Raw genomic sequence first — 17,262 nt, 5'->3', positions numbered from 1 at the left:
TTCTTGTGCGATAACCGTAAATTTCCGGTTATGCTGCCTGATGTTGTGTCAGAACAGATTCCTGTAACTTCTTGAAAGCACGGGCTTCAAGCTGACGGACACGTTCACGGCTGACACCAAAGCGTTCACCCAGTTTTTCCAGCGTGATCGGATCATCGCTAAGAAAACGGGCCATGATGATTTCACGTTCACGGTCAGGCAATTCGCCCAAGGCATTTTTCAACATGCCGTTATGCAGGGTCCGTTCTTCGGAATCTGCAACCAAAGCTTCGGGCGACGGTGCATCAGATGCCAGAGTATCGAGATACTCCATACCTTCGTCTTTGGGCATCGGCGTATTGAGCGAGAAGTCACGGGCCGCCAGACGACGATTCATATCCAGTGCTTCCTGATCGGTCACACCAAGACGCTGGGCAACCTCGCCGGCCTGTTCCGGGGTCAGCTCGCCATTATCATAAATGTTAAGCTGCTTTTTGGCTTTGCGCAGGCTGAAGAACAGTTTCTTCTGTGCTGCCATCGTGCCCAGTTTCACCATCGACCAGCTATGAAGGATGTATTCCGTCACAGCAGCGCGGATCCACCACATGGCGTAGGTCGAAAGACGGAAACCTTTTTCCGGATCAAATTTCTGGACCGCGCGCATCAGGCCGGTATTGCCTTCGGCAACCAGATCGGGCAGCGGCAAGCCGTAACCACGATAACCAAATGCGATTTTCGCAACTAGGCGCAAATGACTGGTAACCATCTTATGCGCGGCGTCGGTGTCTTCATGTTCGACATAACGACGTGCCAGCATATATTCCTCGTCTGCGGTCAGCATCGGGAATTTCCATACCTGGCGAAGATATCCTGAAAAGCCGTCATCCTGGGGTACGGCAGGCAATTTAAGGGTGCTCATGGCTTTTGTCCTCCTGAGAGGTCAACGCGTACCGGAACCGTCGCATGTCGGACGTCTTACTACCGGAAAAACTACGCAACCTCGGAAATGTGCAAATAAAACACGTCATAGGCAGAAATGGCTGTCATGCGATGGAGCGCGAAAAGTGCCATTTCGTTAAAACGCCTATGCTAGAGGACGCCTAAGGCAAAAAGTCATACTCATGGTGCGTCTCATCCTTACTCTGAAGCAAATCGACATTACGTCCGCCAAACCTGGCCGGACTAAAATCCGGCGGTGCCTAATGGGCCCCCACCCGCTTTAAAGCCAATATATCTAAATCCGACTAAATTCGTCAAGATAAAAACGTAAATCCTGACGTCATATTCGGACCGAATATCAGCCCTTTATCGAACATATCCGACTGATACACTCGGATATAAACGTTTCCCGCAAAGTCACGGTAGAAACGATATAAGGCGAAAAAAAGGCAATTTGCTTTCCTATGCAATCACTCTATGTTCACAACGCTGTGAGGCCCTGCAGGTTCCATGATTTTCCGCCCCCTGCCACCAACACCGGATGCCCTGATATGTCGCTTGTCCCGTTCCCAAAGGCCGATCCATTTGTGCCCTGCCCGTGTGGCAGCAACAAGACCTATGGCACCTGTTGTGGGCCGTTTCATGCAGGGGCCAAACGCCCGGCCACGGCGGAGCAATTGATGCGGTCGCGCTATTGCGCCTTTGTTTTTGGCAATGCCGCCTATCTGGCCGATACGGTGCCAGCGGAAAATGCCGGGAACTATGACGCCAAAAGCATTACCCGGCAAAAAACGCAATGGACCGGCCTTGAGATTGTCAGCACCGAGGCCGGTGGACTTTTTGATCAGACTGGATATGTCGAATTTATTGCCCGGTTTCGTGAAAAAGGCCGCGATGGCGCCCATCACGAAAAATCGCGTTTCATTCGCCAGAATGGCAAATGGCTTTATGTTGACGGTGAATTTCCAGGCTAACGCCCCCAAATAACTGTGCAAGCGTGCTACTTTTTTAGGCCCATTCACGCCGCGCCAGACAGGCACATTATTCCCCTTGCATAGAATAGGGAAAAGCACGCCTTTAACCAACAATCTGCCGTTAAATGGCTGAAACATAGTGACATGTTGTGGCACCACCTAACGTCATAAAAATTTCATGGATTCCGTAAGCGTTATGTGCAATACGGCGCCACGGCGGATTGTTTGTGGAAATGGCCCTGTGCGGCAAATGGTCTGCCTTTTATCGGTTTTGCATCTTCCCATATAAATTTGAAGCATCAGATAACCGGTTTCCCGCAAACCGGACCAGATATAATTCATTATTCAAGGACAATGGCATGAAACGTTTGATCACCCTTTTGCGGCACGGTGAAACAGTCACCTACGATGCCCGGGGCGATTTTCATCGGCCATTGACGGAAGACGGCAAACTGAATGTGCAGCGTATCGGCGCGTTTCTTGAAAAACAGGGCCTTTACCCTGACCTGATCATGGCATCGCCAGCACAGCGCACGCTGCATTCGGCTGAAAAGCTCCATAAAATTCTGTTTCCGGGCATCAAGCCCGCCATCACCCAGGATCGGACCCTTTATAATGCCGATGCACATGCTCTTTTAAGTGCCCTGCAAGGGCTTGATGAGGACATCCAGCATGTCGTGCTAGTGGGGCATAATCCCGGCGTCAGCGCCCTGCCCGCACTGATCGCAGGGGCTGATCTGCGTAAAAAGCGGATGTTTCCGTCGCTAAAGCCGGCATCCATGATCATGATTGAAACGACCGATAGCTGGTCGGATCTGAGCCCTTCATCGGGCCATATCCTGCAGCAGGTTGATGCGGCCAATGTCGCACAGGATTTTCCCTGGCCCGATAAAAACGGCACGGAGCGGCGCAAGCGCCCGGCCTATTTTTACCGGCAATCATCGGTGATCCCGTACCGTAATCGCAAGAACGAGCAAACCGGGGATGACATTGAAATCCTGATGACGCTTTCAAGTGGCGGCAAGCATTTTGTCATTCCCAAAGGCGCCATCGACCCTGGTTTAAGCGCTGTTGAAAGCGCAATAAAAGAAGCCCGCGAAGAAGCAGGTTGCATGGGATCGGCAACAGAACCAGCCATTGGCAGCTACCATTATCAGAAATGGGGGTCGCGCTGCGATGTCGAGGTTTTTGCCATGAAGGTCGAGGATTTGCTGCCCGATGCCGAATGGGAGGAATCCCATCGTGGCCGGGAATGGATTGATCTGTCGCGCGCGATTGAAATGGTCAAGGAAGAAGGCCTTCGCAAAATTTTAAAGACCTTTCGGGAAAACGCCCTTCAGGACCAAGCGTCCTAACGTCTGCCCCAAAAATGGGCAGCCGGGCCTTATGGCTCCGCGGTGACGCGCACATGCTGCTGCACGGCCCATTTGTGAAAAGAACGCACTAACTGCTGTTCAACCTCGATGGCGGGTAACCACATAAATTCGTGGTCAAGGTCGATCGGCTGGGTGGTTTTTTGCAAAATTTCGGCAATGAAGAATACCCCGCGTTTAAGGCGGTATTTGCCCTTGGCGCGGTTATTGACATATTGGGTCGCAAGGCCCAGCTGCGAAACGATGCGAATGGAACGGCCCGTTTCCTCGACGGCTTCGCGGGTCAGGGCATCCTTTGCAGTTTCACTGCGTTCAATCCCACCCCCGATCAGCATGATGCCCTTTGGCGTGCGCACAACACCAAGCCTGCCGTTCCCATCGGGAATAACGGCATAGGCGCAATCCTGAACATCATAAAACTTGCCCGGTTCCGGGCTGCCAAAAATGGGGCCGATCAAACAGGTTTCTCCATCTGAAGTCAGCAGGCATTGAAATCTCGATACAGGATCACGAAGTGAACCGATTGAATTTTCATGTCAACACACATTCACTCTGGAATGATAAAAAATAAAGGCAGCACCATGACGGTTGCTGCCTTTAAAATTGTGCATCGCACCTATCGATACAAGGTCACATTGTGCCCCTGTATTGATGCGAAAAAATCAGAACGGAATATCGTCGTCCAGATCGGGCGCACCGCTGGGGCCGGAATTGCCGCCGCCACTGCGCGGGGAGGAATTACCCCAGCCAGCATCGCCGCCATTGTCGTAACCGCCACCATAGCCGCCGCCATCATTGCCATAGCTGCCACCACCCGACGATGAACCGCCGCCACCACCTTCGCCGCGACCGTCAAGCATGGTCAGCGTGCTGTTGAAACCTTCAAGGACGATTTCGGTGGTGTAGTTGTCCTTGCCGTCCTGGCCCTGCCATTTGCGGGTCCGAAGCGCGCCTTCGATGTAAAGCTTGCTGCCTTTTTTCACAAACCGTTCGACAACATCGGCCAGGCCTTCGTTGAAAACAACGATCCGGTGCCACTCGGTCCGCTCGCGGCGTTCGCCGCTCTGGCGGTCACGCCACTGTTCAGATGTCGCAATGCTGAAATTGGCAATCTTCTTGCCTGCCTGCGTGAAACGGATTTCCGGGTCGCGACCCAGATTACCAACGAGAATGACTTTATTGACACTGCCTGCCATGGGTTATCTTCCAGAGTTCGTTGTTAGCTTGCGATTCCGTGTCAGAACCGGCGAATGACTATTGGCGATCAGCGCGCAAATACCTGCGCCATGATGGTTTCCAGCGCCTTTTGATCCGTTTCGTCAAATGACCCGGTTTGCACACTGTCGACATCAAATACGGCAATCAAGGCCCCCTGCCGGTCAAGAACCGGCACGACGATTTCCGAATTTGAACGGCTGTCGCAGGCAATATGCCCGGGAAAGGCATGCACATCCTCGACAACGCAGCTTTTCAGTGAAGACGCCACCGTGCCACAAACCCCGCGACCAAACGGAATACGCAGACATCCAAGTGTGCCCTGATACGGGCCAACCACCAATTCATTTTCTTTGACCGGATCAACGATATAGAAGCCCGTCCAGAAATAATAGTCGAACTTTTCGGCCAGCACACAGCTTACCGTGGCCATCAATGCGGTGACATTGGTTTCGCCTTCGGTGATGCTTGCCAGTTCTTTCATTGCATCCGCATAAAGCGCATTTTTCTGGTCGCTATTCACGATCGTGCTCCTGTCTTGCTTAGGCATGGAACTAACGTCTCGTTTGCCCGGAAACAAGGACAAAATCGTCGAATACCAAAACCGGCCCCCAATGCACACCTGGCCAAAGAAAAACCACCCGCAAAAATTCACGGGTGGTTTGTCGTCACAATCACTATCCGGGCTGACGTTAAATCCGGTGGCCTGTTTCGCGGTCAAACAGGTGGATTTGCGCCGGGTTGGAATACAGCGCCAGTTCATCGCCAGCAGCAAACTGGTGCGTGCCCTGCATACGCAGGGTGATGCCTTCGTTATTGCTGCCAAATCTCAGGTAAACCAGGGTTTCTGCGCCCAATGCCTCGATCATGCGCACGCGCGCGGTGATTTTGCTGTTGGTTGGCGTGGTAATGGAAAGATGTTCGGGGCGAATGCCCACAACAACCGGGCGGTTGGCGGCAACATCATGGTCAAGATGCAATTGCGTGCCGTCAGCCAGGGTGACATGCCCACGGTCAGACGATACCGTACCATCAAGGAAATTCATGGAAGGCGAACCGATAAAACCGGCAACAAAACGGGTCGCTGGTTTTTCATAAAGGTCGATCGGGGTGCCAACCTGTTCGGCAATACCGCCATTCATCACAATCAGACGATCAGCCAATGTCATGGCTTCAACCTGGTCATGGGTCACATAAACTGATGTGGTTCCAAGGCGTTGCTGCAGGTTCTTGATTTCAAGGCGCATATCCACACGCAGTTTGGCATCAAGGTTTGACAGCGGTTCATCAAACAGGAATGCCTTGGGTTCACGCACGATTGCGCGGCCCATGGCAACGCGCTGGCGCTGCCCGCCTGAAAGCTGGCGGGGTTTGCGTTCCAGAAGTTCGGTCAGTTGCAGGATACCGGCCGCTTCGCGCACGCGACGGTCGATTTCATCCTTGCTGTAACCCCGGTTTTTAAGGCCATAGGCCATATTGGCATAATTCGACATATGCGGATAAAGCGCATAGTTCTGAAAGACCATGGCGATATCACGATCCGCCGGAGCAACATTGTTGACGATCCGGCCATCAATGGAAATGTCACCGCCAGTGATGGTTTCAAGACCGGCGATCATGCGCAGCAGGGTTGATTTGCCACAGCCTGACGGGCCGACCAGCACAGCGAATTCGCCATCGGCAATTTCAATATCAACACCATGGATTGCCTTGTAACCATTGGCGTAGGTTTTTTCGACCTGTTTCAAACTTAACGTAGCCATTCTATTATCCTGTCGTCACGGGGACTGATGTTTTTGTTCAGAAGAAAATATCAGGGTGTTGAAACTGTTTACTTTTCTGTTTCAACAAGCCCCCGGATGAACATGCGCTGGAAGATCACCACCACCAGAACTGGCGGAATGGATGCCATGATGGTCAGGGCAAAGGCCTTGGGGAATTGCGGGATCTGACCGCCTTCATAAAGCGAGTTATAGACCTGCTTGATGCCGATCACGATGGTATAGAGCTTGTCATCGGTGGTCATAAGAAGCGGCCACAGATACTGGTTCCAGCCCACCACAAACATGATGATAAAGATCGCCGCGATCATGGTTACCGACAGCGGCACCAGAATATCGATAAAGAAGCGCCACGGCCCTGCCCCGTCCAGACGGGCGGCTTCCAGTAATTCATCAGGCACCGAACGGAAAAACTGACGGAAGAAAAATGTGCCGGTTGCCGATGCGATCAAAGGCAGGATCAGGCCGGTATAGCTGTTTAACAGGCCAAGCTGGGCAACGACCTCGTAGGAGGGAACGATACGCACTTCAAGCGGCAGCAACAGGGTTGAAAACACCACCCAGAACAGCGGCACAGCAAGACGAAAACGGAAATAGACAATGGCATAGGCCGCCATCATGGAAATGATGACCTTGCCAATGGCAAAACCCAGCCCCAGCACCATGCTGTTAAACAGCATCTGAAGCGCGGTTACCCGACCCTTGGTGGCGCTTTCATCAAACAGGATATTGCCGTAATTTTCAAAGAAATGGCCGCCAGGCAGAAATTGCAGACCATGCTGGAACAGAAATTCACGGGTATGAGTCGAGGATGCAAAAGCAATCCAGACCGGCAGGATCATGAAAAGCGAGCCGAGAATAAGAATGATATGGTTGGTCAGGGACCGCCATTTTGACTGATACATAACGATGCCCTTTCCTAGTAATGGACTTTGCGTTCAATGAAGCGGAACTGGAACACGGTCAAAATGCTGACCATGATCATCAGCAGCACCGACTGCGCCGAACTGCCGCCCATATCAGCCCCCAGGAAGCCATCGACATAGACCTTATAAACCAGCGTTGCCGTGGCACCGCCCGGCGCACCTTTGGTGGACACATCGATGATGCCAAAGGTTTCAAAGAACGCGTAAGTCAGGTTGATGACCATGAGGAAAAAAGTCGTCGGGGCCAAAAGCGGGAATGTAATGGTCCAGAACCGGCGTTCGGCACTTTTGCAGTCCAGCGTTGCCGCCTCGGTAACCGATTTGGGAATGCCCTGCAGGCCGGAAAGAAAGAAAATGAAATTCACACTGACCTGTTTCCAGACCGCGATCAGCACCACAACAAAGGTGGCATCATTGCCATTCTGGATATGGTTGAAATCAAGGCCGATGCGGTTAAGCAGAATGTAAAGGTCGCCCATCAGCGGATTGAACATCATGATGCCCAAAAGGCCCGCCACAGGTGGTGCCACGGCATAACCCCACATCAGCAGGGTTTTATAAACTTTGGCACCGCGAATGATTTCATCGGCACGCACCGCCAAAAACAGCGATATGGCAATTGAAAGAACCGCCACCAGAACCGAAAACACCACCGTAAACCCGGCAGATTTCAGCCAGCTGGGGCTTGAAAGCACATCTTCGAAATTGCGAAACCAGACGAATTGCGAAGACATGCCAAACGCATCTTCAAGCAAAAACGACTGATGGACCGCCTGCGCGGCCGGCCATAGAAAAAAGATGGCAATAATAATGATTTGAGGTGCCACAAAAAGATAAGGCACCGGGCTATGCCCGAACTGAACGCGTTTCATGACGGATATCGGCCTGAAGGAAACTGGAAAACCAAAAAGGCAGGGCGACGATAAGCGCCGCCCTGCCCCGCAAGAATGATTAGTTGCTGTAGGTGTCGTGGAAACGCTTCAGCAGCTTGTTGCCTTCGGTTTCGATTACGTCGAAAGCCTGATCAACGGTTTCTTCGCCGTTCATCATTTTGTCGACTTCGCTGTAGATCACTTCACGGATCTGGACATAGAAACCAAGACGATAGCCTTTGGTCCATTTGCCACCTTCTTCGGAAAGCTGCTGGATGCCAACTTCTGCATCCGGGCTTTCTTTGTAGTAGCCGTCTTTTTTGGCCAGATCATAGGCCGCGGTGGTGATCGGAACGTAACCGGTTTCCTTGTGCCAGTAATACTGGGTTTCCGGTTTGGTCAGGAATTCGAAGAATGCGGCAACGCCTTTGTTTTCTTCGTCAGAATGACCGGAGAATGCAAACAGCGAAGCGCCACCGATAAAGGTGCTTTTCGGTGCATCGCCAACGCCTTTCCAGTAAGGAAGGGTCGAGGTGCCGAAATCAAAGGTCGCACTTTTGCGCAGGCCACCAAACGAACCTGACGAACCCAGCCACATAGCTGCTTTCTGCTGCAGGAAGGCATCCTGGTTAGCACCCCAGGCGCGGCCATAATAACCGAAATAGCCTGCGTCCTTCCATTCCTTCATCTTCTTCCAATGATTTTTCAGGTCTTCATTGTTGTAAAGAAGTTCGACATCGGTGCTGTCATAACCGTTATTGGCGGTTGCCATCTGCAGGTTGTGACGCGACATGAAGTTTTCAAAGAAGATCCAGGGGCTGTGCGATTCAGCCAGACCTTCGTAACCGGCTTCTTTCAGCTTCGGTGCCATTTCTTCAAATTCCTGCCAGGTTTTCGGCGGGTTCTGAATACCGGCTTTTGCCAGGGCATCCTTGTTGAAATACAGAAGCGGGGTCGAGCTGTTGAACGGCATGCCGATCATTTTGCCAGCGGAGTCAGCATAGAAATAACGAACACCCGGGATGTAGTCGTTGATGTCGAATTTCGAGCCGTATTTTTCGAGCAGGTCCTGAACCGGATAAACAGCGCCTTTGGCGTTGATGATGGTTGCTGCACCGGCGTCAAAGATCTGGATGATGTTCGGCTGGTTTTTCGCGCGGAACGCTGCGATGCCGGCAGTCATCGTGTCTTCATAGCCACCCTTGTTGATCGGAACGACCTTGTATTCGGACTGGCTGTTGTTGAAATCATCAGCAATATGATTAACGACATCACCAAGGGCGCCGTCCATGGCATGCCACCAGGTGATTTCAGTTGCTGCACTGGCCGTATTTGCCATTGCAAACAGCGCTGCTGCCGCCATCAGCGTTTTGCGAAACATGATTCTGTGAACTCCCAAATGAAATAAATCGCCTGCTTTGGCCTGCCCTCTGCCAGACCAAGCAACACGCATGTTTTTTCCAATGCAGTGGCCATTCACTCAAGTGACAGTTTTCGGAAACTTATGTTTGAAACAGATTTCACGTTCATTTTAATACATAAAATGAACATTAATTTTCATTTGATCGGAAAGTGAATTTTCGCGAGCGTATTTTTGGTTCAGTCAACATCAAAAACATCACTATTTAAAGATGTCACACTATTGAAACACTGGGGAAATATGGGTCGAAACCGTACTCAAAACCGCAAAATCACTTTATAGTTGAATGACAGGAATGCATTTCATACATTTTCATATCAACATCGAATCACCAAAAGAAAAGGCAGCCAACTGGCCGCCTTTCCTTGCGATGTTCATTTTGAAATGGTTTTAGACTTGTGTGATCAGTCTTTTATCTGCTTGTCGCGCTGGGCAAACACGGACAGAAGTGCCAGCCCCCCTGAAACCACCATCAACAGCAGCGACAGCGCATTTAGCACTGGTGTTGACCCCTGTTTGAGCCGGTCAAACATCGCAATGGTCAGCGGCGCATCCGAACCCACCAGCATCAATGTCGTATTGAAGTTTTCAAACGACATCAGAAACGACACGATGGCCGCCCCGATCAGGGCGGGTTTTAAAAACGGGATCGTGATGGTGCGAATGGCATCAGCCCGTGTTGCCCCCAAATTAAGGGCGGCTTCTTCCAGGGTCAGGTCAAATTTGCGCAACCGTGCCGAAATGATCAGCGTGGTGATGGTGGTGACGAAGGCAAACTGGCCCAAAATCACCAAAAACAAACCGGGACGCAGAAAATCCCAGTCCCAGCCCAATGCCTCTTCGATGCCGTTGGCAATGGCATTTGAAAACACCAGGATCGAGATACCCAGAATAACACCGGGGATCACCAGCGGCGAAATTGCGACCATATAAAGCAGGTTTTTGCCGGGGAACTTGCCGCGTTCAAACAAAAACGCGTTGCAGGTGCCAACCGTTACCGACAGCAACGTTACCCAAAAGGCAACAAAGGCCGATGTGCCCACACTGCGCAAAAGCGTACCATCGTGGAAAATGCCGATATAGGGATCTTTGTCGCCAAAGAACCAGGCAAGCGTGCCCCCTTCCCATGGCATGGAGGGAAACAGGCTGTCGTTAAAGGCAAACACACCAACAACGACCAGTGGGGCGGCAAGATAGATGAAAAACAGCGTCACATAGGCCCCATAAAGGCCCTTGGCGAAACGCGGCTGGGGAATGGATGGTATCATGATGCCCCCTTAACCCACGGTATCTGACAATGTCTGACGGCTAAGCTTCAAGCCCAGCCAGACAATCAACGAGGACAACACCAGCAACAGGAACCCGAAAGCCGAACCTGATTCCCAGTTAAAGCGGGTAATGAACTGGGTATAGATCTGTTCGGTGAACCACAGGCTGCTTTTGCCGCCCAAAAGAGTTGGCGTCAGATAGTTTCCTAGGGTCAGCATGAAAACAACGATACAGCCCGATGCAATGCCCGGCATCGCATGGGGAATGACAATATCGCGTGTGACGGTAAAGGCATTGCCGCCAAGGTCGTATCCGGCCTCGATAAGGCTGTCATCAAGGCTGTCCAGTACGGAAACCAGTGGCACCACCATGAACAGCATGGACGTATAAACCAGCCCGACCATAATGGTGACATCGTTATAAAGCAGTTCGACCGGCCCATCGACCAGCCCCGACCATTGCAGGAAATGGCTGATGACGCCGCTTTCCCGCAGCAGGATCATCCAACCAAAGGTGCGCACCAGCTCGCTGACCCAAAACGGAATAAGACACAGCAAGAACAGCACATTCTTTGCCCTGCCCCGCATCACCTTGGCGATGTAATAGGACACAGGAAAGCCGATCACCAATGTCAGCGCCGTTGCCAAAATCGACATTGTGGCGGTTCGAACATAGGTGTTCCAGTAAAGGGGTTCGGTAAAAAATTCGATGTAATTGGCAAAGCTGAATTCATATTTGCCATAGGAAATGCGTTCGCGCAGCGAGACCATCAACAGGTCAAGATGCGGCAGCAACACAAGAAGGATCAGCCATAGCAGCAAGGGTGTTGCCATCAGCAATACACCAAGCTTCAGGCCATTTCCGGTAAGGGAGCCTGACGGGTTGCTCATGCGGCGGCCTCGCCCGATTTGGCCGGTTGCGCATTGCCTGCAGCCGGGAAACATTTGGTCTGGCTGGCTTTCCAGCCAAGTTCAAGAATGTCACCGGGCCGCAAATCGGCAAAGGCGCCGGTTTGCGGTAGTGCCACATTCATTTCATGACCCGTGGTTACTTCCTTAAGCTGCACGCTGCTGGCGGCACCGTTAAACAGCAGGTTTTCAACCCGGCCCTGCATGGTATTGGTGCCCGGCTCCTGCGTACTTCCCTGCATCTGTCCCTGCCCCTCGCGTTCAATGCTGATGGCTTCGGGACGGACAAATACATCAACCAGCTTGCCGGTTGGCAATGCGGATGCGCCTGCTGCGTCAATGACAGCATAAATAACACCGCCGCTTTGAAGGCGGATCACCGCCTGTCCATCGACAATGGTTTCAATTGAACCCTGCCATCGGTTGCTTTCGCCGACAAAGCCAGCAACAAATGGCGTTTGCGGCTGATAATAAAGTTCCTGTGGCGTGCCAACCTGTTCAAACCGGCCGGCATTCATAACGGCAACCTGATCAGACATTACCAGAGCTTCGGACTGGTCATGGGTGATGTAAACGAAGGTTGTGCCGATTTCATGCTGCAGTTGCTTGAGTTCGACCTTCATATGTTCGCGCAATTTAAGGTCAAGCGCGCCCAAAGGTTCGTCAAGCAGCAGCACTGCTGGTTCAAGCACCAGGCAGCGCGCAATGGCGATACGCTGCTTTTGCCCGCCAGAAAGCTGGCTGACCTGCTTTGGCCCGGCATCAGGCAAGCCAACACGAGCCAGTGTTTCGCTGACTTTGCGGTCGCAGGTTGCACGGTCCACGCCGCGGCGGCGCAAACCATAGGCAACGTTTTCGGCCACATTCATCATTGGGAATAATGCCAGGTGCTGAAACACCATATTCACCGGGCGGCGGTTGGGCGCAACACCCAGAACCGATTTTCCCTTGATCAGGATATCGCCAGCCGTTGGTTCAATGAAGCCGGCAAGCATGCGCAACAGGGTTGTTTTGCCGCAGCCACTTGGCCCCAGAATGGAAAAAAACGATCCTTTCGGGATCGCCAATGATACCTGATCAACAGCCGTGAACTGGCCAAAAGTTTTGATAACGTCGCGGCATTCCAAATCAAACTGGTCGGCCATGATTACCCCGAACTAACCTGAATTATTTTAATTTTTAATGTGAAAAATCGCCCATAAGCGATTGGCATAAATAAATATGGCATCCCCGGCGCGTTGTCCGGGGATGCCATTTCAGGCTTTATTACTGGGCAGCTTTAACGCGGTCCAGAACCTTGCCTTCAAGGGTTTCCAGACCGGCAGGAACCGGCGGATACCATTTGATGTTATCAAGGGCTTCCTGCGGGAAGCTGTTCTGGAACTGGGCTTTCAGCTTGCCTTCGGCAAATTCGTCTGCACCCTTGGATGCGGTGAAGTTGCCAGCACTTGCGGTGATTTTGGCGGCAATTTCAGGCTGCATGACAAAGTTGATCCATTTGTATGCGGCATCTTCGTTGGCCGATTTGCGCGGCAGGGCAAAGGTATCAACCCAGCCAAGGGCACCAGATTTGGGCGCAACAAAGGTAATGTCGGCATTATCGTTATTAAGCTTCCAGCCGCCGGTATCCCATGCCATGGCTGCGACAACTTCGCCCGAACGCACCAGGTTCAACAGCGCATCGCCGCCTTCCCAGTAGGTTTTGACGTTCGGTTTGCATTCGATCAGCTTTTCCTGAACTTTATCAAGGATTTCCTGATATTTGGCTTCGTCGCCATAAGCCGCAAACGGATCCATGCCCATTGCAAAGGCAAAACCGATCAGGGTCGGACGTTTCAGACGGTAGGAAACCTTGCCCGAAACAGAAGCATTGCAAAGATCGGTATAATCTTTGACGTCCGGTGCCGCTTTGGTGTTCACGACAAGGCCGCTGGTGCCCCAAACATGCGGCAGGCCGTAAACTTCGCCATCCACCGTGGTGTTCGATTTGGTGGCTGCAAGCATTGACGGAATGAATTTTGCTGCATCAACCTTGGACAGGTCCATCGGTTTATAGATGCCATATTCCATCTGGGCGCCAGCAATACGGTCCTGCGACGGCTGGGCCAGATCAAAACCGCCGCCGCCCGTGGCGCGCAGTTTCGAAATCATGTCTTCGTTGTTTGACAGGGTAACTTCGACATCAATGCCGGTTTCCTTTTCAAACATCTGAACAACTTCGTCCGGTGCATAACCACCCCAGGTCAGCAAACGCAGTTCTTCGGCCTGGGCACCGCCAGCCAGCATGACAACACCTGCAAGCGCAGAAACACCAAGCATGGTTGCGCGCAGCGAACCGGTATTTTTAGACATTGTGTCGAACCCCTATGTTGACGAATTCAAAATCTGCCACCAGTCATGGCCCCTGCGACCCGCCCGCAAGGCACCGCTGAATGATATTATCAGCAAATTTTATGTTGAAACGAAACCAAAAAGACCAATTTCGTTTTCTATTGAACTTTTCGTTACAAGTTTCGCCACGTTTCAGGTCAAATCGCAAGTTAAAGTTCTGCAACAAAACTCTTGCTCGCGCGAATGGGCCGATTGGGTACGCAAACGAAAAAAGGGTGGCCTGTTAAACCACCCTTTTGCGTTTGCTCTGTGTCGTAAAGTGCCTATTCTTCGGCGCTGTATTCCGCCGGGCAATTCACCTTGTGATAGGCCTTGCCGTTTTCATCAAACAGGTGGGCTGCACCACCATCGGCCGCGGCCGATACAACTTCGCCAATCTTCACACGACTATGGCCCGGTGCGCGTAACGTTACGCGGTCACCGTTTTCAAGGCGCACATAAAGATAGGTGGAGTCGCCCAGTTTCTCGACAACTTCAACCTCGCCATTAACCGGAAGGTCACCCGCGCGGTCCAGTTCCAGATGTTCGGGGCGAATGCCCAGTTCGACTTCCTTGCCAACATCCCCTACTGGCACGGAAAATGGCAGCGTTGCCGTTGCACCGCCAGGCATTGCCACGGTAACGGTTTCGCCGGCTGATGCGGTGATTTTGACACGGGTAAAGTTCATTGATGGCGAACCAATGAACCCGGCAACAAAGCGGGTTTTCGGATGATGATAAAGTGTCATCGGTGAACCCACCTGCTCTACCTGCCCGGCATTCATCACCACGATCTTATCCGCCAGCGTCATGGCTTCGATCTGGTCGTGGGTGACGTAGATGATGGTAGATTTCAGTTTTTGATGCAGCTTGGCAATTTCGATACGTGTTTGAACGCGCAACGCGGCATCAAGGTTTGAAAGCGGTTCGTCAAACAAAAAGACCTTGGGCTGGCGTACAATCGCCCGGCCAATCGCAACACGCTGACGCTGCCCGCCAGAAAGTTCGGACGGGCGACGATCCAGAAGTTTATCAAGCTGCAGGATCGATGCGGCGGCGCGCACCCGTTCATCAAGGGCGGCTTTGTCGGTTTTTGCCAGTTTCAGGCCAAAAGCCATGTTTTTATAAACCGTCATATGCGGATAAAGCGCATAGGACTGAAACACCATGGCGATACCGCGATCCTTGGGGGTTTTGTTGTTTACAACATCACCACCGATCATAAGGTCACCGCCAGAGATATCCTCCAGCCCGGCAATAATTCGCAACAGGGTGGATTTACCGCAGCCCGACGGGCCTACGAAAACCACAAACTCCCCGTCTTTTACATCCAGATCAATGCCATGCAGCACATCAACCGCGCCATAGCTTTTACGGATCTGGTCCAGTTTCAAATCGGCCATTTAAATTGCTCCTGTAACCCGTAAATCACTTCACTGCGCCAGATGTCAGGCCGCGGATCAGTTGGCGGGAGAAAATCAGATAAAGGATCAGGATGGGAATGATTGCGAGGCTGAGTGATGCCAGAACAGCGTTCCAGTCAGTCACGTATTGCCCGATGAATTGCTGCACACCAAGGGTGATGGTCTGCTTGCCATCGCCCGGTGCGAGGATCAGCGGGAACCAGAGATCATTCCAGATCGGGATCATGGTGAAGACGGCAACCGTTGCCACAGCCGGGCGCACCAGCGGCAGGATGATGGCAAAAAAGATCTTGAATTCACCTACCCCGTCACAGCGTGCGGCTTCTTTCAGGTCCTTGGGAATTTGATGCATGAATTCCGTCAGAATGAAAATCGCCAGCGGCAGCCCCTGCGCCACATAAACCAGCACCAGTGCGCTCAGGGTATTGACCAGCCCCAGATCAACAACCAGGCTGAGGATCGACACCGTACCCAGGCGAATTGGCACCATGATGCCAATCGCAAGATAGATGGCAAGCGCGGTATTGCCGGGGAATTTATATTCCGACAGCGCCCATGCAGCCATAGCCGCAAGCAGCAGCACAACAGCGATGGTAACCACCGTTACCGAAATGCTGTTGAAAAAGTAGGTGCCAAAATCGGCCTTGGCCAAAACCTTGCTGAACCCATCAAGGCTGAAGGTTTTGCTGTCAGGCAGTGCCATGGGTTCGCGGAAAATGCCTTTGCGCGATTTGAAGGCGTTTATCAGGATCAGAAACACCGGATAAAGCGCGATCAATGTGTAGCTAAGCAAAACGGCATGCACGATTACGGCGCGGGATGCGTGATCCTTGCGGATATTTAAAGCCATGATGCAGCCCCCTTCAGAGTTGATAGCGCGACAGGCGGCGCTGCACGACAAAGAGATAGAACAGCACACCGGCAAGGATAATCAGGAACATCAGCGATGCGACGGTAGCGCCCAGCGTCGGGCTGCCAAGCTGCAACTGGTAACCAAAGAAGGTTCGGTAAAACAGCGTCCCCATAATATCGGTCGAAAAGTTCGGCCCGGCGAGCGCACCCTTAACAGCGTAAATCAAATCGAACGCATTGAAGTTACCAACGAAGGTCAGGATCGAAACCATTGCAACTGTTGGTAAAACCAGCGGCAGTTTAATGTGCCAGAACACCTCGAAATGGGTGGCGCCATCAACAATGGCGGCATCAACCAGATCTTCGGGGATCGCCAGCAAGGCTGCGTAAATCAGCATCATCGGAATGCCAACCCACTGCCAGACGGAAATAAACGCCATAGTGATCAGCGCACTGCCTTCCTTGCCCAGCCAGGGCCCAAACAGCGATTTCAGCCCGACAATATCAAGAATATCGGCGCCAACACCCCAGACGGGGCTCAGGATCAATTGCCAGATGAAACCGACAATCACGACAGAAAGCATGGTCGGCATAAAGATCAGCGTGCGATAGGTATTGCGCAATTTAAGGCGCGGCAGGCTTAGCACCGCTGCAAGGGCAATACCGATCGGGTTTTGCACCAGCATGTGAACAGCAAAGAACTTCATATTGTTCCAGAAGCTGTTCCAGAATGTGTGCGACCAGTCGGGGTCACTTAACACCGTGCGATAATTATCCAGCCCGACAAAGGCCAGATCGCCGCCATTGGTTGCGCTGAAGAAACTTAACCGGATTGAATCAATCAACGGGTAAATCATAAACAGCGTATAAAGGATTGTTGCGGGTGCCAGAAAGGCAAACACAGGCAGCTTTGCCTTGCGCCAATCGGTCATGGGCCCTGAATGCGCCATACCATGTCCT

Annotated in this window: 17 protein-coding genes; 2 read left to right on the top strand and 15 right to left on the bottom strand. The window is 52.1% G+C overall.

Annotated elements, in window-relative coordinates:
• Positions 1-28: 28 nt before the first annotated feature.
• Positions 29-898 carry an RNA polymerase sigma factor RpoH gene (gene rpoH, locus CSC3H3_RS09390; protein WP_101265736.1) on the bottom strand — a complete coding sequence of 290 codons (870 nt, stop codon included), beginning with the start codon at positions 896-898 and terminating at the stop codon, positions 29-31.
• Between the two features lie 571 nt (positions 899-1,469).
• Between rpoH and CSC3H3_RS09385 the strand changes: the two genes are divergently transcribed.
• Together CSC3H3_RS09385 and CSC3H3_RS09380 are read left to right on the top strand one after the other, a co-directional pair.
• Positions 1,470-1,892 (top strand): YchJ family protein, encoded by a 423-nt coding sequence (locus CSC3H3_RS09385; RefSeq protein ID WP_101284665.1) that lies wholly within the window; start codon positions 1,470-1,472, stop codon positions 1,890-1,892.
• 359 nt (positions 1,893-2,251) lie between these two features.
• Positions 2,252-3,247, top strand: a complete 996-nt coding sequence (locus CSC3H3_RS09380; protein WP_172963411.1) for a histidine phosphatase family protein — start codon at positions 2,252-2,254, stop codon at positions 3,245-3,247.
• 29 nt (positions 3,248-3,276) lie between these two features.
• Here the strand turns inward: CSC3H3_RS09380 and CSC3H3_RS09375 are convergent, their stop codons facing one another.
• The 14 genes from CSC3H3_RS09375 to CSC3H3_RS09310 all read right to left on the bottom strand — a co-directional run bounded on the left by CSC3H3_RS09375 (position 3,277) and on the right by CSC3H3_RS09310 (position 17,252).
• A complete protein-coding gene (locus CSC3H3_RS09375; RefSeq protein WP_101284663.1) occupies positions 3,277-3,723 on the bottom strand; it encodes an NUDIX domain-containing protein in 447 nt (148 codons plus the stop codon).
• Between the two features lie 204 nt (positions 3,724-3,927).
• On the bottom strand, positions 3,928-4,461 hold the full coding sequence (gene ssb / locus CSC3H3_RS09370; protein ID WP_101284662.1) for a single-stranded DNA-binding protein: 534 nt from the start codon (positions 4,459-4,461) through the stop codon (positions 3,928-3,930).
• A gap of 68 nt (positions 4,462-4,529) precedes the next feature.
• Positions 4,530-5,003 (bottom strand): GAF domain-containing protein, encoded by a 474-nt coding sequence (locus CSC3H3_RS09365; protein WP_215907572.1) that lies wholly within the window; start codon positions 5,001-5,003, stop codon positions 4,530-4,532.
• Between the two features lie 169 nt (positions 5,004-5,172).
• Positions 5,173-6,243 carry a sn-glycerol-3-phosphate import ATP-binding protein UgpC gene (locus tag CSC3H3_RS09360; RefSeq protein ID WP_101284661.1) on the bottom strand — a complete coding sequence of 357 codons (1,071 nt, stop codon included), beginning with the start codon at positions 6,241-6,243 and terminating at the stop codon, positions 5,173-5,175.
• Positions 6,244-6,311: 68 nt separating this feature from the next.
• The gene (gene ugpE, locus CSC3H3_RS09355; protein WP_101265749.1) at positions 6,312-7,166 is read right to left on the bottom strand and encodes a sn-glycerol-3-phosphate ABC transporter permease UgpE; all 855 of its coding nucleotides are present in this window, start codon (positions 7,164-7,166) and stop codon (positions 6,312-6,314) included.
• Between the two features lie 14 nt (positions 7,167-7,180).
• Complete coding sequence (locus CSC3H3_RS09350) at positions 7,181-8,059, bottom strand: ABC transporter permease subunit (protein WP_101265751.1); 879 nt, start codon at positions 8,057-8,059, stop codon at positions 7,181-7,183.
• A gap of 79 nt (positions 8,060-8,138) precedes the next feature.
• Positions 8,139-9,440 carry a sn-glycerol-3-phosphate ABC transporter substrate-binding protein UgpB gene (gene ugpB / locus CSC3H3_RS09345; protein ID WP_101265753.1) on the bottom strand — a complete coding sequence of 434 codons (1,302 nt, stop codon included), beginning with the start codon at positions 9,438-9,440 and terminating at the stop codon, positions 8,139-8,141.
• A gap of 443 nt (positions 9,441-9,883) precedes the next feature.
• Positions 9,884-10,747 (bottom strand): ABC transporter permease, encoded by an 864-nt coding sequence (locus CSC3H3_RS09340; protein WP_101265755.1) that lies wholly within the window; start codon positions 10,745-10,747, stop codon positions 9,884-9,886.
• Between the two features lie 9 nt (positions 10,748-10,756).
• Positions 10,757-11,638: an ABC transporter permease gene (locus tag CSC3H3_RS09335; RefSeq protein WP_101284660.1), complete on the bottom strand. Its 882-nt coding sequence runs from the start codon at positions 11,636-11,638 to the stop codon at positions 10,757-10,759.
• The gene (locus tag CSC3H3_RS09330) at positions 11,635-12,801 is read right to left on the bottom strand and encodes an ABC transporter ATP-binding protein (RefSeq protein WP_101265759.1); all 1,167 of its coding nucleotides are present in this window, start codon (positions 12,799-12,801) and stop codon (positions 11,635-11,637) included. The genes CSC3H3_RS09335 and CSC3H3_RS09330 overlap by 4 nt, the downstream gene beginning before the upstream one ends.
• Positions 12,802-12,922: 121 nt before the next feature.
• Positions 12,923-14,008 (bottom strand): extracellular solute-binding protein, encoded by a 1,086-nt coding sequence (locus tag CSC3H3_RS09325; protein ID WP_172963410.1) that lies wholly within the window; start codon positions 14,006-14,008, stop codon positions 12,923-12,925.
• Positions 14,009-14,310: 302 nt separating this feature from the next.
• A complete protein-coding gene (locus CSC3H3_RS09320) occupies positions 14,311-15,429 on the bottom strand; it encodes an ABC transporter ATP-binding protein (RefSeq protein WP_101284659.1) in 1,119 nt (372 codons plus the stop codon).
• Positions 15,430-15,454: 25 nt separating this feature from the next.
• Positions 15,455-16,300 carry a carbohydrate ABC transporter permease gene (locus CSC3H3_RS09315; RefSeq protein WP_101265763.1) on the bottom strand — a complete coding sequence of 282 codons (846 nt, stop codon included), beginning with the start codon at positions 16,298-16,300 and terminating at the stop codon, positions 15,455-15,457.
• Positions 16,301-16,313: 13 nt separating this feature from the next.
• Complete coding sequence (locus CSC3H3_RS09310; protein ID WP_101265765.1) at positions 16,314-17,252, bottom strand: carbohydrate ABC transporter permease; 939 nt, start codon at positions 17,250-17,252, stop codon at positions 16,314-16,316.
• Positions 17,253-17,262 lie beyond the last annotated feature (10 nt).

It is taken from the genome of Thalassospira marina (assembly GCF_002844375.1).
In the GTDB taxonomy this organism is placed as follows: domain Bacteria; phylum Pseudomonadota; class Alphaproteobacteria; order Rhodospirillales; family Thalassospiraceae; genus Thalassospira; species Thalassospira marina.
This window is presented reverse-complemented; position numbering and strand designations above follow the sequence as displayed.

Bases quoted from the DNA above. Each gene is read 5' to 3' on its own strand.
- rpoH (WP_101265736.1), bottom strand. From the start codon at position 898: ATGAGCACCCTTAAATTGCCTGCCGTACCCCAGGATGACGGCTTTTCA.
- CSC3H3_RS09385 (WP_101284665.1), top strand. From the start codon at position 1,470: ATGTCGCTTGTCCCGTTCCCAAAGGCCGATCCATTTGTGCCCTGCCCG.
- CSC3H3_RS09380 (WP_172963411.1), top strand. From the start codon at position 2,252: ATGAAACGTTTGATCACCCTTTTGCGGCACGGTGAAACAGTCACCTAC.
- ssb (WP_101284662.1), bottom strand. From the start codon at position 4,461: ATGGCAGGCAGTGTCAATAAAGTCATTCTCGTTGGTAATCTGGGTCGC.
- CSC3H3_RS09360 (WP_101284661.1), bottom strand. From the start codon at position 6,243: ATGGCTACGTTAAGTTTGAAACAGGTCGAAAAAACCTACGCCAATGGT.
- ugpE (WP_101265749.1), bottom strand. From the start codon at position 7,166: ATGTATCAGTCAAAATGGCGGTCCCTGACCAACCATATCATTCTTATT.
- CSC3H3_RS09350 (WP_101265751.1), bottom strand. From the start codon at position 8,059: ATGAAACGCGTTCAGTTCGGGCATAGCCCGGTGCCTTATCTTTTTGTG.
- ugpB (WP_101265753.1), bottom strand. From the start codon at position 9,440: ATGTTTCGCAAAACGCTGATGGCGGCAGCAGCGCTGTTTGCAATGGCA.
- CSC3H3_RS09340 (WP_101265755.1), bottom strand. From the start codon at position 10,747: ATGATACCATCCATTCCCCAGCCGCGTTTCGCCAAGGGCCTTTATGGG.
- CSC3H3_RS09335 (WP_101284660.1), bottom strand. From the start codon at position 11,638: ATGAGCAACCCGTCAGGCTCCCTTACCGGAAATGGCCTGAAGCTTGGT.
- CSC3H3_RS09330 (WP_101265759.1), bottom strand. From the start codon at position 12,801: ATGGCCGACCAGTTTGATTTGGAATGCCGCGACGTTATCAAAACTTTT.
- CSC3H3_RS09325 (WP_172963410.1), bottom strand. From the start codon at position 14,008: ATGTCTAAAAATACCGGTTCGCTGCGCGCAACCATGCTTGGTGTTTCT.
- CSC3H3_RS09320 (WP_101284659.1), bottom strand. From the start codon at position 15,429: ATGGCCGATTTGAAACTGGACCAGATCCGTAAAAGCTATGGCGCGGTT.
- CSC3H3_RS09315 (WP_101265763.1), bottom strand. From the start codon at position 16,300: ATGGCTTTAAATATCCGCAAGGATCACGCATCCCGCGCCGTAATCGTG.
- CSC3H3_RS09310 (WP_101265765.1), bottom strand. From the start codon at position 17,252: ATGGCGCATTCAGGGCCCATGACCGATTGGCGCAAGGCAAAGCTGCCT.